Below are 21,584 nucleotides of genomic sequence, written 5' to 3'. Positions count from 1 at the left end.
CACCCGGAAGGAGGCCGACGCTTATGGCAAGGCCCGACAAGGCTGCCTCGGTGGCCGAGCTGGAGGACCAGTTCCGCAGCTCGAACGCCGCTGTGCTGACCGAGTACCGGGGTCTCACCGTGGCGCAGCTCAAGACGCTGCGTCGTTCGCTCGGTGAGAACGCCCAGTACGCCGTGGTGAAGAACACGCTGACCAAGATTGCGGCCAACCAGGCCGGGATCACCGCGCTGGACGACCAGTTCACTGGTCCGACCGCGGTCGCCTTCGTCACCGGTGACCCGGTGGAGTCGGCGAAGGCGCTGCGTGACTTCGCCAAGGACAACCCGAACCTGATCATCAAGGGCGGTGTCCTTGAGGGTAAGGCGCTGTCCGCCGATGAGATCAAGAAGCTTGCGGACCTCGAGTCCCGCGAGGTTCTGCTCAGCAAGCTGGCCGGTGCCTTCAAGGGCAAGCAGACGCAGGCTGCTCAGCTCTTCCAGGCGCTGCCGACGAAGCTCGTCCGCACCGTGGACGCGCTGCGCGCCAAGCACGCCGAGCAGGGCGGTGCCGAGTAATTCGGCTCGCGCAATGATCCGAGCCGCCCGTCCGGGCGGAGCGGGTCGCAGCGGGCCGAACGTACGCCCGCCTCACATGTACATCCGGCACCTGCCGATTTAGTGGAAGGATCGCCCATCATGGCGAAGCTCTCTCAGGAAGACCTGCTCGCGCAGTTCGAGGAGATGACCCTCATCGAGCTCTCCGAGTTCGTGACCGCGTTCGAGGAGAAGTTCGACGTCAAGGCTGCCGCGGCCGTCGCCGTCGCCGCCGGTCCGGCCCAGGGTGGCGGCGACGCCGCCGCCGCCGAGGAGAAGGACGAGTTCGACGTCATCCTCACCGGCGCCGGCGACAAGAAGATCCAGGTCATCAAGGTCGTGCGTGAGCTGACCTCCCTGGGTCTGAAGGAGGCCAAGGACCTCGTCGACGGCACCCCGAAGCCGGTCCTCGAGAAGGTCAACAAGGAGGCCGCTGACAAGGCCAAGGAGGCGCTCGAGGGCGCCGGTGCCGCCGTCGAGGTCAAGTAACACCTCGTCGCGTCAGCGACTCCTCTGTTGAGCGTGTAACGCTTGCAGCGTGAAGGGCGATCATCCATCTGGGTGGTCGCCTTTCGGCGTTCCCGAGGACACGCGTGGCGGCGGTCGTGGGGCCCGCGGAAGCGGAGTATGGTGATCTTCGCCGTGCGCCCCGCAGAGGCGGGGGCCTTGACGAACCGCACGCAGCGCGCAATTCTCAGGACGCGTCGTCACAACGATCCGTTTCCGAGGCATGGATCGACGACCGAACGGGCAGTATCGAGGTGCGCCGCACGGCGCGAGGTGCGCGGAGTTGAGAACAACGAGGGTTGCGAATTACTCGCCCTGGACATCAGTGGGCCAAGTGGCTACACTGACCCTTTGCGCTGCCTGTTAGCTGCCCCCTGCCCGTCACCAGGGGCATACCCTCGCATCAGCATCCTGGGCCGACCGCCCCTGACCTGGCCTTTCAGCCGTTTCAGGGTCTCGTGTCCGGGGGCTCCGCTAGGGACCGGTACGCGCGTAGTGAGTCCGAGCCCTCGGAAGGACCCCCTCTTGGCCGCCTCGCGCAACGCCTCGACCAATACGAACAACGGCGCAAGCACTGCCCCGCTGCGCATCTCCTTTGCAAAGATCAAGGAGCCCCTCGAGGTTCCGAACCTCCTCGCGCTCCAGACCGAGAGCTTCGACTGGCTGCTCGGCAACGCCGCGTGGAAGGCTCGCGTCGAGGCCGCCCTTGAGTCGGGACAGGACGTCCCCACGAAGTCGGGTCTGGAGGAGATCTTCGAGGAGATCTCCCCGATCGAGGACTTCTCCGGGTCGATGTCGCTGACCTTCCGCGACCACCGCTTCGAGCCGCCGAAGAACTCGATCGACGAGTGCAAGGACCGTGACTTCACCTACGGTGCCCCGCTCTTCGTCACCGCCGAGTTCACCAACAACGAGACCGGCGAGATCAAGTCCCAGACGGTCTTCATGGGCGACTTCCCGCTCATGACGAACAAGGGCACCTTCGTCATCAACGGCACCGAGCGTGTCGTCGTGTCGCAGCTGGTCCGTTCGCCCGGTGTCTACTTCGACTCCTCCATCGACAAGACGTCCGACAAGGACATCTACTCCGCCAAGATCATCCCGTCCCGGGGTGCCTGGCTGGAGATGGAGATCGACAAGCGCGACATGGTCGGCGTCCGTATCGACCGCAAGCGCAAGCAGTCCGTCACCGTCCTCCTGAAGGCCCTCGGCTGGACCACCGAGCAGATCCTGCAGGAGTTCGGCGAGTACGAGTCCATGCGCGCCACCCTGGAGAAGGACCACACCCAGGGCCAGGACGACGCGCTGCTCGACATCTACCGCAAGCTGCGCCCGGGCGAGCCGCCGACGCGCGAGGCCGCCCAGACGCTGCTCGAGAACCTGTACTTCAACCCGAAGCGCTACGACCTCGCGAAGGTCGGCCGCTACAAGGTCAACAAGAAGCTCGGCGCCGACGAGCCGCTGGACGCGGGTGTCCTCACCACCGACGACATCATCGCGACCATCAAGTACCTGGTGCAGCTGCACGCCGGCGAGACCGAGACGGTCGGCGCCAACGGCAACCAGATCGTCGTCGAGACCGACGACATCGACCACTTCGGCAACCGTCGTCTGCGCAACGTCGGCGAGCTCATCCAGAACCAGGTCCGCACGGGTCTGGCCCGCATGGAGCGCGTCGTCCGCGAGCGGATGACCACCCAGGACGTCGAGGCGATCACGCCGCAGACCCTGATCAACATCCGGCCGGTCGTCGCCTCCATCAAGGAGTTCTTCGGCACCAGCCAGCTGTCGCAGTTCATGGACCAGAACAACCCGCTGTCCGGGCTGACGCACAAGCGTCGTCTGTCCGCGCTCGGCCCGGGTGGTCTGTCCCGTGAGCGGGCCGGCTTCGAGGTCCGAGACGTGCACCCGTCCCACTACGGACGCATGTGCCCGATCGAGACCCCCGAAGGCCCGAACATCGGTCTGATCGGTTCGCTCGCCTCGTACGGCCGCGTCAACGCGTTCGGCTTCGTCGAGACGCCGTACCGCAAGGTCGTCGAGGGCCAGGTCACCGACGAGGTCGACTACCTGACCGCCGACGAGGAGGACCGCTTCGTCATCGCCCAGGCGAACGCGACCCTGAACGACGAGCTGCAGTTCACCGAGGCTCGCGTCCTGGTCCGCCGCCGTGGCGGCGAGGTCGACTACGTCCCGCCGACCGACGTCGACTACATGGACGTCTCGCCGCGCCAGATGGTGTCGGTCGCGACCGCCATGATCCCGTTCCTCGAGCACGACGACGCCAACCGTGCCCTCATGGGCGCGAACATGATGCGTCAGGCCGTTCCGCTGATTAAGTCGGAGGCCCCGCTCGTCGGCACCGGCATGGAGTACCGCTGCGCCACCGACGCCGGCGACGTGCTCAAGGCCGAGAAGGCCGGTGTGGTCCAGGAGCTGTCCGCGGACTACATCACGGTCGCCAACGACGACGGCACGTACAACACGTACCGCCTGCACAAGTTCTCCCGCTCCAACCAGGGCACCTCGGTCAACCAGAAGGTCGTGGTGGACGAGGGCGACCGGGTCATCGAGGGCCAGGTCCTCGCCGACGGTCCCGCCACCGAGAACGGCGAGATGGCGCTCGGCAAGAACCTGCTCGTGGCCTTCATGCCGTGGGAGGGTCACAACTACGAGGACGCGATCATCCTGTCGCAGCGCCTCGTGCAGGACGACGTCCTCTCCTCGATCCACATCGAGGAGCACGAGGTCGACGCCCGTGACACCAAGCTCGGCCCCGAGGAGATCACCCGGGACATCCCGAACGTCTCCGAGGAGGTCCTCGCCGACCTCGACGAGCGCGGCATCATCCGCATCGGTGCCGAGGTCGTCGCCGGCGACATCCTGGTCGGCAAGGTCACCCCGAAGGGTGAGACCGAGCTGACCCCGGAGGAGCGCCTGCTCCGCGCGATCTTCGGTGAGAAGGCCCGTGAGGTCCGTGACACCTCGCTGAAGGTCCCGCACGGCGAGACCGGCAAGGTCATCGGCGTCCGCGTCTTCGACCGCGAGGAGGGCGACGAGCTTCCTCCGGGCGTGAACCAGCTGGTCCGCGTCTACGTCGCCCAGAAGCGCAAGATCACCGACGGTGACAAGCTCGCCGGCCGTCACGGCAACAAGGGTGTCATCTCCAAGATCCTCCCGATCGAGGACATGCCGTTCCTCGAGGACGGCACCCCGGTCGACATCATCCTCAACCCGCTCGGCGTCCCGTCCCGAATGAACCCGGGACAGGTCCTGGAGATCCACCTCGGCTGGCTCGCCAGCCGCGGCTGGGACGTCTCCGGCCTCGCCGACGAGTGGGCGCAGCGCCTCCAGGCCATCGGTGCCGACCAGGTCGCCCCCGGCACCAACGTCGCCACCCCGGTCTTCGACGGTGCGCGTGAGGACGAGCTCGCGGGTCTGCTCCAGCACACCATCCCGAACCGCGACGGCGAGCGCATGGTGCTCCCGTCCGGCAAGGCGAGGCTGTTCGACGGCCGCTCCGGCGAGCCGTTCCCGGACCCGATCTCGGTCGGGTACATGTACATCCTCAAGCTCCACCACCTGGTCGACGACAAGCTGCACGCCCGCTCGACCGGCCCGTACTCGATGATCACCCAGCAGCCGCTGGGTGGTAAGGCCCAGTTCGGTGGCCAGCGCTTCGGTGAGATGGAGGTGTGGGCGCTGGAGGCTTACGGCGCCGCGTACGCCCTCCAGGAGCTGCTGACGATCAAGTCCGACGACGTGACCGGCCGCGTGAAGGTCTACGAGGCCATCGTCAAGGGCGAGAACATCCCTGAGCCCGGCATCCCCGAGTCCTTCAAGGTGCTCATCAAGGAGATGCAGTCCCTGTGCCTCAACGTGGAGGTGCTGTCCTCGGACGGCATGTCCATCGAGATGCGCGACACCGACGAGGACGTCTTCCGCGCTGCGGAGGAGCTCGGTATCGACCTGTCCCGGCGCGAGCCGAGCAGCGTCGAAGAGGTCTGACGGGAGTCCGGTACGGGGACTCGGTGAACCATCGCTGAGTCCCCGGCCGGCCCCAGGACCCCCGTATCAGACCCACAGCCTTACAACCCTGAGAGGGATTGACGCATAGTGCTCGACGTCAACTTCTTCGACGAGCTCCGGATCGGTCTGGCCACCGCTGACGACATCCGTCAGTGGAGCCACGGCGAGGTCAAGAAGCCGGAGACCATCAACTACCGCACCCTGAAGCCCGAGAAGGACGGACTCTTCTGCGAGAAGATCTTCGGTCCGACCCGGGACTGGGAGTGCTACTGCGGCAAGTACAAGCGTGTCCGCTTCAAGGGCATCATCTGTGAGCGGTGTGGCGTCGAGGTCACCCGCGCCAAGGTGCGCCGTGAGCGGATGGGCCACATCGAGCTGGCCGCTCCCGTCACCCACATCTGGTACTTCAAGGGCGTTCCGTCGCGCCTCGGCTACCTGCTGGACCTCGCTCCGAAGGACCTGGAGAAGGTCATCTACTTCGCGGCGTACATGATCACGTACGTCGACGACGAGCGCCGTACGCGTGACCTGCCCTCGCTGGAGGCCCACGTCTCCGTCGAGCGCCAGCAGATCGAGAACCGTCGCGACTCCGACCTCGAAGGCCGCGCCAAGAAGCTCGAGAGCGACCTGGCCGAGCTCGAGGCCGAGGGCGCCAAGGCCGACGTGCGCCGCAAGGTGCGCGAGGGTGCCGAGCGCGAGATGAAGCAGCTGCGCGACCGCGCGCAGCGCGAGATCGACCGTCTCGACGAGGTCTGGAACCGCTTCAAGAACCTCAAGGTCCAGGACCTGGAGGGCGACGAGCTCCTCTACCGCGAGCTGCGTGACCGCTTCGGCACGTACTTCGACGGCTCGATGGGTGCCGCGGCGCTGCAGAAGCGCCTCGAGTCCTTCGACCTGGAGGAGGAGGCGGAGAAGCTCCGCGAGATCATCCGTACCGGCAAGGGCCAGAAGAAGACCCGTGCGCTCAAGCGCCTCAAGGTCGTCTCCGCGTTCCTGCAGACCGCGAACAGCCCCAAGGGCATGGTTCTCGACTGCGTGCCGGTCATCCCGCCGGACCTGCGTCCGATGGTGCAGCTCGACGGTGGCCGCTTCGCGACCTCCGACCTGAACGACCTGTACCGCCGTGTGATCAACCGCAACAACCGTCTGAAGCGTCTGCTCGACCTCGGTGCGCCCGAGATCATCGTGAACAACGAGAAGCGGATGCTCCAGGAGGCGGTCGACGCCCTCTTCGACAACGGCCGTCGCGGTCGCCCGGTCACGGGCCCCGGCAACCGTCCGCTGAAGTCCCTCAGCGACATGCTGAAGGGTAAGCAGGGTCGATTCCGTCAGAACCTGCTCGGCAAGCGTGTGGACTACTCCGCGCGTTCCGTCATCGTCGTCGGCCCGCAGCTCAAGCTGCACCAGTGCGGTCTGCCGAAGGCCATGGCGCTCGAGCTCTTCAAGCCGTTCGTGATGAAGCGCCTGGTCGACCTGAACCACGCGCAGAACATCAAGTCGGCCAAGCGGATGGTCGAGCGCGGCCGCACGGTCGTGTACGACGTCCTCGAAGAGGTCATCGCCGAGCACCCGGTGCTGCTGAACCGTGCACCCACGCTGCACCGCCTCGGAATCCAGGCCTTCGAGCCGCAGCTGGTCGAGGGCAAGGCCATCCAGATCCACCCGCTCGTCTGCACCGCGTTCAACGCGGACTTCGACGGTGACCAGATGGCCGTCCACCTGCCGCTCTCCGCGGAGGCGCAGGCCGAGGCCCGCATCCTGATGCTGTCCTCGAACAACATCCTCAAGCCCGCCGACGGCCGTCCGGTGACGATGCCGACCCAGGACATGGTCCTCGGTCTGTTCTTCCTCACCACCGACGGCGAGCTGCGTGACGTCAAGGGCGAGGGCCGCGCGTTCGGCTCCACGGCCGAGGCGATCATGGCGTTCGACGCCGGCGAGCTGTCGCTGCAGTCGCAGATCGACATCCGCTTCCCGATCGGCACCGTTCCGCCGCGCGGCTGGGTTCCCCCGGTCGCCGAGGAGGGCGAGCCGGAGTGGCAGCAGGGTGACAGCTTCCGTCTGAAGACCACGCTGGGCCGTGCGCTCTTCAACGAGCTGCTGCCCGAGGACTACCCGTTCGTCGACTACTCCGTCGGCAAGAAGCAGCTCTCCGAGATCGTCAACGACCTCGCCGAGCGCTACCCCAAGGTCATCGTGGCGGCGACGCTCGACAACCTGAAGGCGGCCGGCTTCTACTGGGCCACCCGTTCCGGCGTCACCGTCGCCATCTCGGACGTCGTCGTCCCGGAGGCGAAGAAGGCGATCGTCGCCGGCTACGAGGCGCAGGACGAGAAGGTCCAGAAGCAGTACGAGCGCGGTCTGATCACCAAGGAAGAGCGCACTCAGGAGCTCATCGCGATCTGGACCAAGGCGACCAACGAGGTCGCCGAGGCCATGAACGAGAACTTCCCCAAGACGAACCCCATCTTCATGATGGTTGACTCGGGTGCCCGAGGAAACATGATGCAGATGCGGCAGATCGCCGGTATGCGTGGTCTGGTGTCGAACGCCAAGAACGAGACCATCCCGCGTCCGATCAAGGCGTCCTTCCGCGAGGGCCTGTCCGTGCTCGAGTACTTCATCTCGACCCACGGTGCCCGTAAGGGTCTCGCCGACACCGCCCTGCGTACCGCCGACTCGGGTTACCTGACCCGTCGTCTGGTGGACGTCTCGCAGGACGTGATCATCCGCGAGGAGGACTGTGGCACCGAGCGCGGTCTGAAGCTGCGGATCGCGGCCAAGGACGAGGCCGGTGTGCTGCGGAAGGCCGACGACGTCGAGACCTCCGTGTACGCGCGGATGCTCGCCGAGGACGTCGTCGTGGACGGCAAGGTCATCGCGCCGGCCAACGTCGACCTGGGTGACGTGCTCATCGACGCCCTCGTCAAGGCGGGCGTCGAGGAGGTCAAGACCCGCTCGGTCCTGACCTGTGAGTCCGCCGTCGGCACCTGTGCCTTCTGCTACGGCCGCTCGCTGGCCACCGGCAAGCTGGTCGACATCGGTGAGGCGGTCGGCATCATCGCCGCCCAGTCCATCGGTGAGCCCGGTACCCAGCTGACGATGCGTACCTTCCACACCGGTGGTGTGGCCGGTGACGACATCACCCAGGGTCTGCCCCGTGTCGTCGAGCTCTTCGAGGCCCGGCAGCCGAAGGGTGTCGCCCCGATCTCGGAGGCGGCCGGCCGCGTCCGCATCGAGGAGACCGAGAAGACCAAGAAGATCGTCATCACGCCGGACGACGGCAGCGACGAGACGGCGTACCCGATCTCGAAGCGTGCCCGTCTGCTGGTGGGCGAGGGCGACCACGTCGAGGTGGGCCAGAAGCTCACCGTGGGTGCCACCAACCCGCACGACGTGCTGCGCATCCTCGGCCAGCGTGCCGTCCAGGTCCACCTGGTCGGCGAGGTCCAGAAGGTCTACAACTCGCAGGGCGTGTCGATCCACGACAAGCACATCGAGATCATCATCCGGCAGATGCTGCGCCGCGTGACGATCATCGAGTCCGGCGACGCGGAGCTCCTGCCGGGCGAGCTGGTCGAGCGTTCGAAGTTCGAGACCGAGAACCGTCGTGTGGTCCAGGAAGGCGGCCACCCGGCCTCCGGCCGTCCGCAGCTGATGGGTATCACCAAGGCCTCGCTGGCGACGGAGTCCTGGCTGTCGGCCGCCTCCTTCCAGGAGACGACCCGAGTCCTGACGGATGCGGCGATCAACGCCAAGTCCGACAGCCTCATCGGCCTCAAGGAGAACGTCATCATCGGTAAGCTCATCCCGGCCGGTACGGGTCTGTCCCGCTACCGCAACATCCGGGTCGAGCCGACCGAGGAGGCCAAGGCCGCGATGTACTCGGCCGTCGGCTACGACGACATCGACTACTCGCCGTTCGGCACCGGCTCCGGCCAGGCCGTTCCGCTGGAGGACTACGACTACGGTCCGTACAACCAGTAAGCGGTAGCGAAACGCCAAGAAGGGCGGCACCCTCGCGAGGGGGTGCCGCCCTTCGGCGTTCTCTCCGGTCGTACGGCGCTCAGCGCGCGGTCAGCTCCCAGGCCGTGACGGCGACGGTCGCCACCGCGGCCAGCGCGCCGATGCTGGCCAGCGGCCAGCGGGAGCGCTCCAGGGCGTCGAGCCGTGCCTCGTGGTCGGCGAGCTGCTTGTCGGTCTGGTCGCTGCGCTGGACGAGCAGCGCGAGCGAGCCGTCGACCCGGGCGAAGCCGGCCTCCAGCGTTCCGCGCAGTCGTTCCAGTTCGAGGGCCACCGCGACCGGGTCGTTCGGGTCAGGGTCGCTCATCGGCAGCCGCCTCGGGAAGGGCCGTCGGGAGCGTCTGCTCCGGGGCGGTGCGCAGCCAGGACGGCAGCAGTGCCTGGAAGGCCGGGAAGGCCATGACCCGGGTGAGGGCGCCGGCGACGGCGAGGGCCCCCGCGACCCAGGGCAGGGTGGCGGGGATGCCGGAGGCGTCGACGATCGCCGGCAGGACGACGGCGATGCCGACGGCTGTCTGCAGCACGGTGCGGACCGTGCGCTTGGCGGCTTCGGACATGGGTGGTTCTCCTTGCGTGGGGGTGCTGGTGCGGAGCGGGTGCTACCGCACGAACGGAACCTTGAGCGCGTTCCAGGAGGCGGCGCCGGGCCAGCCGTCGGCGTCGGAGCCGGAGAAGCCGAGCTTGCGCTGCCAGGCGGCGTAGGACTGGCGGTCGGTCTCGGACCAGCGCGGGCTGGGGCCGACCTGGTAGCGGCCGCAGCCCTCGGCGACCAGCCGGCGGCCCATCGCGGTGACGATCGGGGAGCTCGGGGTGGTCTTGAAGAAGGCGGTGCCGGGGAACGGCTGGTAGCGCGGGGCGGCCGGCTTGGCGGGCGGCGCCGGCTTGGCGGCGGGTGCCTTGCCGAGGCGCTGCTGGATCCGGTCGCGCATGCCGGGCATGCCGAAGCCGCGCGGGTCGTTCTTCCAGTCGGACCACTCGGAGTGGCCGATGACGGACCTGGCGCCCCAGCCGTGGGCGCGGCAGAGCGCCGCGGACACCCGCTCGATGGCGTCGAGCTGGGCGGGCGGCCACGGGTCGGAGCCGTTGCCGAGGTTGATGCACTCGAAGCCGTAGAAGCGGCTGTTGCCGTCGACGGCGCCGGCGCTGCCCTGGTGTTCGCGCGGGGTCGGCGGCCGCACCCCGTACGTCTCGCTGATGACGGCCTGGAGGACGGACGGGTCGCCGCCGCCGGCGTGGTTGGCGCGGCCGGCGGAGATCAGGTGGACGGTGCCGTCCTTGGCGATCACACCGTGGCACAGCGGTCCGGGCAGTCCGGCGTAGCCGTTGTAGCAGAGCTCGACGGTGTTGTCGGTGCCGGCGCTGACCGTGTGGTGGATCACGACGCCGACGACCGGGCCCCAGGCGCCGTGGCCGTTGCGGTCGTGGGTGCGCCAGCCGTCGTGCTCGACGACGGTGACGCCTTCGGCGCGGAGCGCGGCGACGAGCCGGTCGGCGGAGAGGGGAGTGGCCATCTGAGTCCTCCGGGCATGAGAAAACCCCGGCCGGTCCGGCGCGGGGCGTGGGCGTACGGGGTGGGGCGGGTGGTGCTGGCGGTGCGGGCAGTGCTGTTGTTACGGGGCGGGCTGGACCGTCGGCTCGGGAGCCGGCGGGGCCGGGGCCCAGTGGGCGCAGAGCTGGGTGTAGGCGTCGCGGCGTGCGTCGAAGTCGGCGACGGCCGCGGCCACGGCCCGCTGGACGGCGGTCGGGTCGGGGACGGCCGGGTTGCCGTCCTTGCCCGGGACCGTGACCAGGCCGTAGCCGCGCAGCACGGCGTCGCCCGCGCCGTTCTCGGCGAACTGGGCGGTGACCTGCACCGACGGGTACTGGCCGGTCACCGGGTCCCGCTCCAGGGCGCCGCCGAGGGTGTTGTCGTAGACGCGGATGGTGAAGGTGTGGCCGTTCTCGACGACGGTGGCGCGGCCCGCGTAGTCGATGGCCACGCCCCAGGGCTGGGTCGGGTCGATGTTCAAGGTGTGCTCCTCGTGGTCCTCGTGCTGCTCGGTCGGCTGCTGGGTCGGCTGATCGGGCGCCGGATCAGGTCTGGGTGCCGTAGATGAGGACGGGCTGGGCGTAGACCGTGCCGCCGGTGGCCATGGCCTGGATCTCGATCTTCATCGTGGTGCCGAACTTGGTCTTCATGTCGCCGGGCAGCAGGTTGACGTGGTCGTACGTGGAGCCGGCGGTGACGGTGGGGCCGAACTGGACGTCGTCGACCATGACCCGCACCTGGCCGGTCGCGCCGCTGGACGCTCCCGTGTTGACGGACAGCCGGAGCTTCGGCTGCCAGACCGGGTTGAACGAGCGGGCGATGGTGGTGAAGGTGGCGCTGGTGGTGGACGGCCACTTGGTCATGTCGACCGGGACCGGCGGCATCAGGTGCAGCCAGGGCCGGGCGAGACCGCCCGTCATGATGTCGTCGGCGAAGATCTCGTGGTCGTAACCGTCGAAGATCCGGAACAGCGGCCGGGTGATGGTGACGCTTCCGGTCTGCGTGGGCGGACGGATCTCGCTGACCGCGGGCCGGGTGTTGACGGCGGTCGAGAGGGCCTTCAGCCGGCGCTCCATCTGGTTGAGCCGGTCGATGATGTCCTCGGGCAGCTGGGGCATCAGGCCTCCTCAAGGTAGAGCTCGGCGGTGTCGGGTCGGCCGCGTTCCGGCGGGGTGATCTTGACGCCGATGATGCGGTAGCGGGCGTCGAGGCCCTGCGAGTACCACTCGTCGGTGATGCGGATGCGGGCCACCCGCCCGATGAGCGCGGGCGGGACCATCCCGCCCAGGTGGATGCTGATCGCCGGGATGACGACGGCGCCGCGCGCCTCGTCGAGCTCGGCCTTGGCCAGCGAGTTGAGCGTCAGCTGGTCGCTGATCTCGTTGTGGTCCGAGGACAGGTCGATCAGCGGCCAGCCGTCGGCGAGCAGGTCGGTGGCGGTCTGCGGGTCGGAGACCAGCGGCCGCGACTCGGTGCCGGCGTTGCCGTTGGGCGACGAGCCGCGGGCCACGGCGGTGGTGCCGCCGCGCGTCGCGTCGTACGGGAAGGAGTACGACAGGATCACGCCGGGCCGGTCGAAGAGCAGGTCGGTGGCGCCGGTACGGATCTTCGGGTGGCCGAGCCGCAGCTGCCGGATGCGCTCGCCGGAGAACGGGTCGCGATAGACCAGGAACTGGTACTCGAAGCCGTCCTGGAGCGAGGCGAGCTGGTCCAGGGCCTCCAGATAGACCGTCTCGTCGCCGTTGCGCCAGCTCACCGTCCGCTTGACGTCGGACTGCTCGTCGCCGTACGTGATCTTGAAGCAGGGGCCGCTCTTGGCCGTCATCTGCTTCCACAGACCGCGGGCGATGTCGAGCTGGTCGACGTCGTTGTAGACGAGCTCGTCGGTACGGATCCGGCGGCGGCCCGCGTACGAGTCGAAGGTGGCGGCCTGGATGCCGAGGGTCAGCACGCCGCGGCCGCTGGACTGCAGGGTGGTGGTCCAGATGATGCCGCCCCACCACAGGTCCCCGCCGCGCTCCAGATAGACCGCGGTCCGGCCCTCGCGGACCTTCTTGACCCGGTCCGCGATCTCCTTGTTGGGGATCGGGATGGTGCCGGACAGGGAGCCGGCCTTGCCGATGTAGTCGTCGAAGGAGACGTCCCGCAGCGGCAGGATGTCGATGGTCTGATCGGTGATCAGGTCGCAGAAGATGGCCCGGTAGGGCGTGTCGAGTGCCATGGCGGGCCTCCCTTACAGGACGTAGGTGGCGGAGATGCGGATGGCCTTGCCGCTGGCCAGCGTCGCGTTGGGCGACCAGGTCCGCAGGTTGATCACACCGCCGGTGGTGATGTCGGCGGCGCCGTTGGCGTAGCCGTCGGAGGCGACGGACTCGAGCCCGAAGGCGGGACGCCAGCCGGAGGGCAGGGTGCACATCGGCTCGTCGGCGATCTGCCCGGCGTTGTCGGCGGTGACGGTGGGGCCGGTGCGGCTGACGGTGACCGTGACGGTGCACACCCCGCCCTTGGTCTTGCGGCCCGAGAACGCCACCACGGACCAGTTGGCGAGGGCGGTGACACCGGTGGTGGCGGTGTCCACCTCGACCGAGGCGTAGTTCACCCAGGTGCTGCCGTTCCAGCGCTGCAGGTTCCCGCCGTTGTCGCGGTACTGGCCGGTGTAGCTGCCGGTGGCGACGGTGCCGTTGGGCGCGATGCCGCCGATCTCCTTCGGGTAGGCGACCCAGGCGGTGCCGTCCCAGCGCTGGAGGAAGTGCGCGTTGTTGTTGTCCTGGTACTGGCCCGGGTAGGAGCCGGGCATGCCGGCGTTGTTGTAGACGGGCAGGATGCCGCCGACGCTCACCAGCGTCTGCCGCAGGTCGGTGGCCGCGCCGCCCGCCCAGTCGATGCCGCCGTTGCCGGCCGACGCGCCCTTCTTGACCAGGACCGAGTACAGCGTCACGGTGCGCTCGGGAGCGGTCGGGGCCTCGGGCAGGGCCTTCGGCGTGCCCTTGATGATCTCGATGGCGGCGTCGTACTTGCCGAGGGAGTCCACGTCGTTGTCGTAGACGCGGACCACGACGAGGTCGATGCGCGGGTTGAGCGGGTCGCCGTCGGCGAAGGTGAGGGTGGTGTCCTGGTCGAGCGCCACCTGGTAGGCGCCGTCGGTGGTGTTGCCCTGGATGACGGCCTTGCCGTGGTAGACGGTGGCCGTCATCGGGCCGGTGCCGTTCATCCACAGGCCGCCGACCTGGTACTTGCCGTCGTACGTGCCGGGCAGGATGCCGGTACGGGACGCGAGCGGGTTGACCGGTGTGGTGGCGCCGATGGAGGTGATACGGGTGTTCTGACGGGTCTGACCGGTGGGCAGCAGCCAGCCGGAGCGTACGGGCATGGAGAACTCCTGGAGGGTGGGGCGGTCGGTCGGCGGCCTCGCGGGCTCAGTACTGCGGGGTCACCTGGATGAAGGTGTTGTCGAACCAGGCCCGCACGTTGGCGTTGGAGGTCCGGTAGTACGCGGTGACGGTGTAGGTCGCGCCCGGCGTCAGGGTGTGCAGCCGCTGGGTCGTCGAGGCGGAGAACGCGTCCGTCGGGTCGGCGGACTTGGAGGCGATGGCGGCGAGCTCGTCGTCCAGGTCGCGGTGGACGGTGGTGCCCTGCATCACGCGGACGCACATGTACGCCGAGCTGGCGATGCCCGTGGTGCCGCTGTTCAGGCTCAGCTCCATCCGGGAGCCGAAGGTGAGGATCGCCTGCCGCGACTCCGGCGCCACGAAGGTCACCGTCAGCGGGTTCTCGGCCCGCTCGATCAGGCTGTTCACGTAGGTGGTCGAGGTGGTGTAGCCGGCGTCGATCGAGTCGTTGAAGTACGGACCCGGGTACGCCGCCGCCCACTTGGCGCCGTCCCAGCGCTGCAGCGGACCGGACGTCATCGCCCGGTACTGGCCGGTGTAGCTGGCCTGGGTGGTGGCGGCGGAGGTGGGGATGATGCCGCCGACCGCCTCCGGGTAGGAGACCCACTTGCCGCCGTCCCAGCGCTGGAACTGGTTGTTGGAGGTGTCCTGGTACTGGCCCGGGTGGGCGCCCGGCAGCACCGCGCCCTCGACCGGGAGGATGCCGCCGACGGAGACGACCGGGGTGCGCAGGTCCTTCAGGGCGGTGGCCCACGGGATGCCGCCGTTGCCGGCGCTGGCGCCGGCCGGCACCGTCACCTGGTACAGCGGGAGGCTGCGCACCGGCGTCGGCGGGACCTTCGGGGTCTGCTCGGCGACGCCCTTGACGATCTCGATGACGGCCTCGTTGCGGGTGCCGCCGTCGTAGAGCTTGTCGTAGACCTTGAGGACGACCAGGTCGATTCGGGCGTAGGCCTCGCCCGGCGCGAAGGTGATCTGCTCGGCGACCGGCAGGGCCACCGGGAAGACGCCCTGCGAGATGTCGCCCTGGATGACGGCGCGGCCCTCGGAGACGGTGGCGCTCATGGCGGAGGCGCCGTCCATCCAGAAGCCCGACAGCCGCCACTTGCCGTCGTAGGAGCCGGGCAGGATGCCGGAGCGGACCTGCACCGGGTTGATCATGGTGGTCACGCCGACCTGGTTGAGGCGGGTGTCCTCACGGGTCTGGCCGGTCTCGGCGACCCAGCTGCTGCGCAGGTTCATGGGGTTCTCCAATCAGGGAAGTTGACGGGACGTCAGGACGTGATCGTCAGGACTTGATCCACTCGGCGGACAGGTTGCAGGCGTAGCCGGAACCGCCGAGCGTCTTCACCGCTGCCGTGTGGGAGTGGTAGGCGGCGAGCTGCAGCGTGTTGCCCGCGGTGAGCTTGACCAGGCCGCTGCCGCCGACGGTGATGGCGCCGTTGCCGGCCGCGATCAGCCAGGTGGTGCGGTTCAGGCCGGCGCCGTTGACGAGGATCCGGGCGCCGCGCGTGCCGGTCTGGCCGTCGTTGGCGAAGGCCACGAGCCCGGAGACCCGCCACCAGCCGGTGCGCGGGACGGTGTAGGTGGTGGTCCCGTTCCAGGCCGAGGCGTCGTCGACGTCGACGGTCGGCAGGTTGACCGTCGTCCAGGTGGTCGGGTTGATCGTCTGCTGGTGTGCCGTGAGCAGCTGCGAGGCACTGAGCAGGACGCTCGCCGTGCCCTGCGCGTACTGCCAGGCCGAACCGTCCCAGCGCTGCAGGATCCCGGAGTTGTCCCGGTACTGGCCGGCGTAGCTGCCGGTCGAGACCAGGGAGGCGGGCGCGATGCCGCCGATGGGCCGCGGATACGACACCCAGGTCGTGCCGTCCCAGCGCTGCAGCATGCCGGCCGCGTCGCGGTACTGGCCGACGTACGCGCCCTTGAAACCGCTGGTCGGGGTGATGCCGCCGAGCGCCACCGTCGGCCAGTGCTGGGTGGCGACGCCGCCGGTGGTCCAGGCGATGCCGCCGGTGCCGGCCGAGGTGCCCTTCGGTACGCGGACGGTGTAGAGCGGCTGGGTGGTGCCGGGGCCGCCGGCCGGGGCCACCGGGGTGGCCGAGGGCGTGCCCTTGACCAGGCGGATGACGGCGTCGGTGGTGCCGGTCTTGTCGTAGTCGTCGTCCAGGACGGCGAGTTCGATCAGGTCGATCCGGTCGTTCTGCGGATCGCCGTCCTCGACGGTGATCGTCTCCGGCGACACCACGGTGACCAGGTAGGCGCCCTGGCGGGTGTCGTTGCCCTGCAGGATGGCGCGGCCGGTGCCGATCGTGCACTGCATCGGAGCGGTCCCGGTCAGGACGAAGCCGCCCGGCAGGATGCCCGGCCGGGAACGCAGCGGGGTCTCCTCCGGGCTGGCGCCGCTCGGGGTGAGCAGCGCGGCCAGGGTGAGACGGGTGTCCTCGCGGGTCTGGCCGGTGGGCTTCAGCCAGGCGGCCCGTACGGTCATGGGTTCACCTCTTCTGGGGGGAGCGGACGGGGATTCGGTTCACGCGGAGGGAGCCGGGACGCGGCTCGGGGCCCGGACGGGGCCGGTGGCCGAGGCCCGGACGGTGGCCGGGGCCCGGGCGGGGCCGGGGGCCCCGGTCACCACTCGGCGCTGCGCCAGCGGACCGTCATCAGGGCGTCCGGCGTCGACGAGTCGGCGCGGAAGGACAGCTCCGTGCGGCCCGGCTCGAGCAGGAACAGCTCCTCGGGGCTGGAGTCGGCCATCGCGGTGTGCCGGCGCGACGCGGTGTTGTTGAGCATCACCGTGCCGTTGGCGGTGTCCACGACCAGCTCGTCACCGGCGGCCAGATCGATCGCGTACCGCAGCCGCCGCTTGCTGACCCGCTCGGTGACGGTCGGCATGGAGCAGGGACCGCGGAAGACGATCACCGGGTGGGTCGCCGCGGAGCCGGTGTTCTCGGCGACCGCGTCACCGGTGGACTTGGCCTGGCCCCAGTTGAGCGGCCAGGTCAGCGGCCAGGTCAGACCGGACTCCGGCTGCGGCGGGGAGGTGGTGGCGACCTGCTCGTTGACGGCGTAGCGGCGCGGGTCGGAGGCCAGCCACTGGATCGACATCTTCGAGCTGCCCTGGGTGGCGAAGCCCTGGTCGGCCGGGACCACCCGCTGGGCGATCCGGGCGCGTACGGCGAGCATCTCGCCGTGCAGCTGGACGGTGAGCCAGCGCTCCTCGTCGAGCAGGGCGAGCGCCTGGCGCAGCGCGCGGATGGCCGGCACGGCCTCGCTGTACTCCGGCACCAGCACGATCGTGCCGCTGATCTTGCGCGGCTTGGCGTACCGGGAGCCGGGCCAGGCACCGTGCGAGGTGGGCCGGTCGGCGTCGGAGGAGTCGTACTCGGGCAGGTCCTCCCAGCCCTGGAGACCGGCCCGGTCGACGGCGAACGGCGTGTCGGGACCGATGAGAAGCCCGGCCCACTGGATCTGCCCGTCCTGGGTGATCAGCGAGCCGGGCGCGAGGTCGGCGGTGAAGTTGCTTCCGGCATATGCGGTTGTGGTCTCGGCCATGGGGCCGTCACCTCACTTCTGAGCGGGCTGTCGGGTGAGAAGGGGCTTCAGCGGTGGGCGGCGACGAGGAAGAGCAGGTCCTCGGCGGTCGCCCGCGGGCCGGCCCCCGGCTCCTCGTGGAACTCCCGGATGCGGTGCGGCTGTCGCGGAGCCTCGGTGAGCGCCGGCACACGGCGGGACTCGAGCACGGTGAGCGGATCGATGCGCGGCGCGCTGTCGGCACCGGGGAAGACGACACCGCCATCGGCGAGCATCGGGATCTTGTCGATGTCGACGCCGAAGTGCTTGCCGAGGAAGTCGAAGCTCAGCTTGTTGAGCCCGTCGATGATCCAGTTGGCGAAGGCGATGAGACCGTTGATGGGGCCCTTGACGACCCCGATGACGGCGGTCAGAGCGCCCTTCACCAGCTCACCCATGCCGTGCAGGGCGTTGCCGACCGCGTCCTTGGCGTGGCGGAAGAAGCCCGGGATCTTGTCGGTGAAGAAGGACAGGAACGGCTGGACGGCGCTCCGGATCCCGCCGATGGTGCGGGAGGCGATGCCGCGCAGCGCGTTGGAGGCGGAGGTGACGGAGGAACGGACGCGGGAGAACCCGTTGATGGCCGCGCCGATGAGCGTCAGGGCCGTCTTGAACAGGGTCAGGTAGGCCTTGAAGTAGGTCCCGACGGCGTTGCCGATGAGCTTCATGACCGGCTGCAGGAACTTCCAGACGGACTGGAAGCCCTTCAGCGCTGCCTGGAAGACCTGCTTCATGATCTTCTGGCCGGTCTTCGTCTGCATCGCGTACTCGATGAACCAGGCGGCGACGGGCACGAGGATGCCGACGAGGAAGCCGATCGGGTTGGCGCGCATGGCGAGGTTGACACCCGTCATGGCGACGGAGGCGACCGTCATGACGGTGCCGTACGTCTCCATCAGCTTGGTGATGGTGTCGGTGATCGGGATCAGCGGCGCGAGGATCGACAGGATCCCGCCGATCGCGGGGCCGAACTTCCCCGCGGCGGTACGGGCCTTGCCGGCCGCGGTGCCGAGCTTCTTGGCGCCGGCGCCGGCCTTGGACCGCTCGATCTTACGGACGGAGGTCGCCGCGCCGGAGGCAGTGGAGCCGAGGGTGCGGACGGAGGTGCCGGCGGTCCGGATCTGGGAGACGAGCGCGTCCAGCCCGCCGCCGGCGCGCTGGACGTTCTGCTTGAGCTGCCCCAGCGCCTCCGACGCGGGGCGGAGGGTCCGCTCCAGTGACGCGAACACCGGTGCGACCCCCGCGAACGGGTTCCGCATGGCGAACGCACTCATCCGCGTGCCTTCGCCAGGTACATCAGCGCGTCCGCGGTGGACTGCGGGTCACTGTTGCGGGCCGCGTGGTAGTGCTCGATGTGCAGCCCGGCACCGACGCCCTGGCCGGCCTGCATCTGCGCCGTCATACGGGCACGCCGGGCGGTCATGGCGAGCAGCCGGTCCAGCTTGGACAGCGGCAGGACGGCCTCGGCCTCGCCGGCCTCGGCGAGGATCGCCGGGACACCGCCGCTGCGCGGCATGACGACACCACCGGTGGCGAGCATCGGGATGGTCGGGATGTGCACGCCGAAGGTCTTGCCGCCGACGAGCGGCACCCAGCCGGGGACGCTGACCTTGACGCCGTTGACGGCGCTGATCATCCGGTTGATCAGGCCGATGACGGCGTTGATCGGGCCGGACACACCGCTCTTGATGCCGTTGAACGCCCGGGACGCGATGTCCTTGAGGCCGTTCCAGATGGACGACATCTTGTCCTTGACGGCGGAGAAGGCGTTCGGGATCGCGCTCTTGATCCAGTTCACGACCGGCGTGATGACGGACTTGATGCCGTTCCAGACGGTGCTGATGACCGCCTTGATCGCCTTCATGACGGTCGTGATGACCGTCTTCCAGATGTTGACGTAGGTCTTGATGACGGTGGCGACCGCCTTGACCACGGTCGAGATGGCCTTCTTGATGCCGTTCCAGACCGTCTTGATCAGCGCGCCGGCCTGTTTCATGATCGGACCGACGGCCTTCATGACGGCGCTGATCACGACCTTGATGCCGTCGAAGGCCTTCTTGAGGACCTTCTGCATCGTCTTCGACTGCAGGGCCATGTCGACGATCTTCTCGATCAGCGGCATGAAGAGGTCGATGAGGCGGGCGAGGAAGTTGCCCTTCATCGACTTGTTGAGCTTGTCCTGGCCCTTGGACGCCTTTCCGGCGCCGGACTCGTACTTGCCGAGCTTCTTGCCGGCGGTCTCGGCGGTCTTGCCCGCCTTGGACATGGCCTTCTCGGCCTGGTCCGAGGACGTCTTGAGGTTCTTGAGCTGGGTGTGGGAACCCTGGGCGTTGGTCTTCAGGGTCTTGAGCTGGCCGGATGCGGACTTTCCGGCATCTCCCACCTTCTTGACCGAGCTGCCGGCGCCGGAGGCCTGCGTCTTGAGATTGCGCAGGGCGTCGGACGCCTTCTTCGTGGAGCTTGCGAGGGACACGGGGGACCTCCTTTCGTGGTGGGATCAGGCCATCCGGGCCGCGAGCTCGGCCGCGTCATCCTTGAGGGCCGCGAATCGGCCCTGCAGGCTCAGGCCCGCGCGGTCGAGCCGCTCGGCGGCCTGCGCCGAGAGCTTGAGGTCACGCGCCTTGGGGAGCTTGTCGCGGTCGAAGTGCTTCACGGCGCCGGTGAGCTTGCCGGTGGTCCGGGCGACCTCGGCCACCTTGGCGGTGTTCACGCCCTCGACGGCCTTGCCGATCTTCTCGATGCCGCCGGCTGTCTTGTTGAGCTCACGGGGCTTGGGCGTCTTGGCGATCTCTCTGGTGAAGATCTGGAGCTGCGGGTTGAGCGCGGTGAGCCGCTCACGCAGGGTCGCGAGCCGGTCCGGGTCCAGGTTCTCTCCGGTCGCGCCGCCCCCGCCTGCCGCGCCTTCCCGTTGCTGTTGCTGCTCGTTCAGAACGTCATCGACGGGACGCAGATGAGGCAGGCCGTAGCGGCTGGCCGGGTTCGCCGTGAGCGTCTGACGTTGCCTGGTGCCGTCCTCGGCCGTGGCTCGGGGCAGCACGAAGCTGGTGAGCTGGCGGGTGATGGTGCCCGCTGCGATGGTGGCGGACTGCTTGATCGCGCCCACCAGAAGGGCGCCACCGGCGATGGCGCCCGCGGTCGCCAGGGCGACCCAGCCGCCCTCGGTGAAGAGGTGGTAGAGCTTGGGGACGATGCCGAGTTCGAGATCCTCCATCGTCTGTTCCCATTGGGGCTTCTCCTCTTCCTTCTTCTCACCGCCTTCTGCCGGTGCCGAGGACTGACCGCCCGTCGGTTCTGCTGGTTCTGCCATGGGTTTCTCCGCTTCTGCGATGGGGGCAAGACGACGAGACCCCTGCCGCTGGGGCGGCAGGGGTCTGCTGAACGCGGAACTGAGTCCGTCCGGGGCGCGATCCCGACCACTCGGGAGTGGTCGGCGGCGGTGGTGCGGGCCCTCTCGCCCGCGCCGCGGCCATGAACTAGCATCCGGCGGATGACCGCCCTCAAGATCGCACTGCTTGCCTTGGGAGTTCTGTCCTGCGTCCTCGGGGTCTTGGTGCTGCCGTCCGTTTCGAGCGCACGCTCGCGGGTCGGACGGCTCAAGGAACTGGAGGACATCGGGATAGAGACCGAGGCGCAGGTGGTATCCGTCCGACAGGGAACCGGCGGCGGCTCCCGCGCGAGCGTGACGCTCAAAGTGGGAGCGGCGGGCGGTGACGTGTCTCAGCGAACACAGTGGATGACGCTCACGCCCGGCCTGGCAGCGGGGAACGCGTACCCGGTGGTCCGCCATCCTCAGTTCTCGGGCCAGTTCGAGCCCGGCACCAAGGCGGATGTCGCTCGCAAGCGTCGGAACGAGGAGACGGCGACGATTCCGCGGCTTCGCAGGTATGTGGTGAGCGCCGTCGTGATCGGTGCGGGCCTGATCGCGGCGGGCGTTCTCCTCTAGCGTCGGCCCACCTGGCGCTGGGGCGT

The 21,584-nt window shown here is 68.7% G+C and carries 18 protein-coding genes; 5 read left to right on the top strand and 13 right to left on the bottom strand.

The window, feature by feature from the left end:
* Nucleotides 1-23: 23 nt before the first annotated feature.
* From rplJ to ACIGO8_RS04975, 4 genes are all read left to right on the top strand, one after another.
* Nucleotides 24-554 carry a 50S ribosomal protein L10 gene (gene rplJ, locus ACIGO8_RS04990; RefSeq protein WP_399723824.1) on the top strand — a complete coding sequence of 177 codons (531 nt, stop codon included), beginning with the start codon at nt 24-26 and terminating at the stop codon, nt 552-554.
* 120 nt (nt 555-674) lie between these two features.
* Nucleotides 675-1,061: a 50S ribosomal protein L7/L12 gene (gene rplL / locus ACIGO8_RS04985; RefSeq protein WP_399723821.1), complete on the top strand. Its 387-nt coding sequence runs from the start codon at nt 675-677 to the stop codon at nt 1,059-1,061.
* Between the two features lie 543 nt (nt 1,062-1,604).
* On the top strand, nt 1,605-5,087 hold the full coding sequence (rpoB, locus tag ACIGO8_RS04980) for a DNA-directed RNA polymerase subunit beta (protein WP_399723819.1): 3,483 nt from the start codon (nt 1,605-1,607) through the stop codon (nt 5,085-5,087).
* 108 nt (nt 5,088-5,195) lie between these two features.
* Nucleotides 5,196-9,095: a DNA-directed RNA polymerase subunit beta' gene (locus ACIGO8_RS04975; RefSeq protein ID WP_399723817.1), complete on the top strand. Its 3,900-nt coding sequence runs from the start codon at nt 5,196-5,198 to the stop codon at nt 9,093-9,095.
* A 79-nt stretch (nt 9,096-9,174) separates the two neighbouring features.
* Here ACIGO8_RS04975 and ACIGO8_RS04970 read toward each other — a convergent pair whose 3' ends face one another.
* The 13 genes from ACIGO8_RS04970 to ACIGO8_RS04910 all read right to left on the bottom strand — a co-directional run bounded on the left by ACIGO8_RS04970 (nt 9,175) and on the right by ACIGO8_RS04910 (nt 20,922).
* On the bottom strand, nt 9,175-9,438 hold the full coding sequence (locus tag ACIGO8_RS04970) for a hypothetical protein (protein ID WP_399723815.1): 264 nt from the start codon (nt 9,436-9,438) through the stop codon (nt 9,175-9,177).
* Nucleotides 9,425-9,688, bottom strand: coding sequence for a hypothetical protein (locus ACIGO8_RS04965; RefSeq protein WP_399723812.1), 264 nt, complete (start codon nt 9,686-9,688; stop codon nt 9,425-9,427). The genes ACIGO8_RS04970 and ACIGO8_RS04965 overlap by 14 nt, the downstream gene beginning before the upstream one ends.
* A 42-nt stretch (nt 9,689-9,730) precedes the next feature.
* Nucleotides 9,731-10,642 carry a peptidoglycan-binding protein gene (locus tag ACIGO8_RS04960; RefSeq protein WP_399723809.1) on the bottom strand — a complete coding sequence of 304 codons (912 nt, stop codon included), beginning with the start codon at nt 10,640-10,642 and terminating at the stop codon, nt 9,731-9,733.
* Between the two features lie 99 nt (nt 10,643-10,741).
* Entirely contained in the window at nt 10,742-11,140 is a 399-nt protein-coding gene (locus tag ACIGO8_RS04955; protein ID WP_399723806.1) for an ATP-binding protein, read from the bottom strand.
* A gap of 64 nt (nt 11,141-11,204) precedes the next feature.
* Nucleotides 11,205-11,777, bottom strand: a complete 573-nt coding sequence (locus ACIGO8_RS04950) for a hypothetical protein (RefSeq protein WP_399723804.1) — start codon at nt 11,775-11,777, stop codon at nt 11,205-11,207.
* Nucleotides 11,777-12,880: a hypothetical protein gene (locus ACIGO8_RS04945; RefSeq protein ID WP_399723801.1), complete on the bottom strand. Its 1,104-nt coding sequence runs from the start codon at nt 12,878-12,880 to the stop codon at nt 11,777-11,779. Before ACIGO8_RS04945 ends, ACIGO8_RS04950 begins: the two co-directional genes overlap by 1 nt.
* A gap of 12 nt (nt 12,881-12,892) precedes the next feature.
* Complete coding sequence (locus ACIGO8_RS04940) at nt 12,893-14,029, bottom strand: hypothetical protein (protein ID WP_399723798.1); 1,137 nt, start codon at nt 14,027-14,029, stop codon at nt 12,893-12,895.
* Between the two features lie 46 nt (nt 14,030-14,075).
* Entirely contained in the window at nt 14,076-15,290 is a 1,215-nt protein-coding gene (locus ACIGO8_RS04935) for a hypothetical protein (protein ID WP_399723795.1), read from the bottom strand.
* A 46-nt stretch (nt 15,291-15,336) separates the two neighbouring features.
* Nucleotides 15,337-16,536 (bottom strand): hypothetical protein, encoded by a 1,200-nt coding sequence (locus tag ACIGO8_RS04930; RefSeq protein ID WP_399723792.1) that lies wholly within the window; start codon nt 16,534-16,536, stop codon nt 15,337-15,339.
* Nucleotides 16,537-16,673: 137 nt separating this feature from the next.
* On the bottom strand, nt 16,674-17,597 hold the full coding sequence (locus ACIGO8_RS04925; RefSeq protein ID WP_399723789.1) for a phage distal tail protein: 924 nt from the start codon (nt 17,595-17,597) through the stop codon (nt 16,674-16,676).
* 47 nt (nt 17,598-17,644) lie between these two features.
* Nucleotides 17,645-18,889, bottom strand: coding sequence for a tape-measure protein (locus tag ACIGO8_RS04920; RefSeq protein ID WP_399723786.1), 1,245 nt, complete (start codon nt 18,887-18,889; stop codon nt 17,645-17,647).
* On the bottom strand, nt 18,886-20,088 hold the full coding sequence (locus ACIGO8_RS04915; protein WP_399723784.1) for a phage tail protein: 1,203 nt from the start codon (nt 20,086-20,088) through the stop codon (nt 18,886-18,888). The genes ACIGO8_RS04920 and ACIGO8_RS04915 overlap by 4 nt, the downstream gene beginning before the upstream one ends.
* 24 nt (nt 20,089-20,112) lie before the next feature.
* A complete protein-coding gene (locus tag ACIGO8_RS04910) occupies nt 20,113-20,922 on the bottom strand; it encodes a hypothetical protein (RefSeq protein WP_399723781.1) in 810 nt (269 codons plus the stop codon).
* 180 nt (nt 20,923-21,102) lie between these two features.
* Here ACIGO8_RS04910 and ACIGO8_RS04905 point away from each other — a divergent pair, with 180 nt between their 5' ends.
* Nucleotides 21,103-21,558 (top strand): hypothetical protein, encoded by a 456-nt coding sequence (locus tag ACIGO8_RS04905; RefSeq protein WP_399723778.1) that lies wholly within the window; start codon nt 21,103-21,105, stop codon nt 21,556-21,558.
* The last annotated feature ends 26 nt before the right edge of the window (nt 21,559-21,584 follow it).

Source organism: Streptomyces sp. NPDC053493 (assembly GCF_044544825.1).
In the GTDB taxonomy this organism is placed as follows: Bacteria; Actinomycetota; Actinomycetes; order Streptomycetales; family Streptomycetaceae; genus Streptomyces.
The sequence above is the reverse complement of the archived record's forward strand: the minus strand, read 5'-3'. Positions and strand labels throughout refer to the sequence as shown.

What these genes read in the sequence shown, in the direction of transcription:
- ACIGO8_RS04910 (WP_399723781.1), bottom strand. Translation starts at nt 20,922, where the DNA reads ATGGCAGAACCAGCAGAACCGACGGGCGGTCAGTCCTCGGCACCGGCA.
- ACIGO8_RS04960 (WP_399723809.1), bottom strand. Translation starts at nt 10,642, where the DNA reads ATGGCCACTCCCCTCTCCGCCGACCGGCTCGTCGCCGCGCTCCGCGCC.
- ACIGO8_RS04945 (WP_399723801.1), bottom strand. Translation starts at nt 12,880, where the DNA reads ATGGCACTCGACACGCCCTACCGGGCCATCTTCTGCGACCTGATCACC.
- ACIGO8_RS04905 (WP_399723778.1), top strand. Translation starts at nt 21,103, where the DNA reads ATGACCGCCCTCAAGATCGCACTGCTTGCCTTGGGAGTTCTGTCCTGC.
- ACIGO8_RS04965 (WP_399723812.1), bottom strand. Translation starts at nt 9,688, where the DNA reads ATGTCCGAAGCCGCCAAGCGCACGGTCCGCACCGTGCTGCAGACAGCC.
- rplL (WP_399723821.1), top strand. Translation starts at nt 675, where the DNA reads ATGGCGAAGCTCTCTCAGGAAGACCTGCTCGCGCAGTTCGAGGAGATG.
- ACIGO8_RS04925 (WP_399723789.1), bottom strand. Translation starts at nt 17,597, where the DNA reads ATGGCCGAGACCACAACCGCATATGCCGGAAGCAACTTCACCGCCGAC.
- ACIGO8_RS04935 (WP_399723795.1), bottom strand. Translation starts at nt 15,290, where the DNA reads ATGAACCTGCGCAGCAGCTGGGTCGCCGAGACCGGCCAGACCCGTGAG.
- ACIGO8_RS04970 (WP_399723815.1), bottom strand. Translation starts at nt 9,438, where the DNA reads ATGAGCGACCCTGACCCGAACGACCCGGTCGCGGTGGCCCTCGAACTG.
- ACIGO8_RS04950 (WP_399723804.1), bottom strand. Translation starts at nt 11,777, where the DNA reads ATGCCCCAGCTGCCCGAGGACATCATCGACCGGCTCAACCAGATGGAG.
- rplJ (WP_399723824.1), top strand. Translation starts at nt 24, where the DNA reads ATGGCAAGGCCCGACAAGGCTGCCTCGGTGGCCGAGCTGGAGGACCAG.
- ACIGO8_RS04920 (WP_399723786.1), bottom strand. Translation starts at nt 18,889, where the DNA reads ATGAGTGCGTTCGCCATGCGGAACCCGTTCGCGGGGGTCGCACCGGTG.
- ACIGO8_RS04930 (WP_399723792.1), bottom strand. Translation starts at nt 16,536, where the DNA reads ATGACCGTACGGGCCGCCTGGCTGAAGCCCACCGGCCAGACCCGCGAG.
- ACIGO8_RS04940 (WP_399723798.1), bottom strand. Translation starts at nt 14,029, where the DNA reads ATGCCCGTACGCTCCGGCTGGCTGCTGCCCACCGGTCAGACCCGTCAG.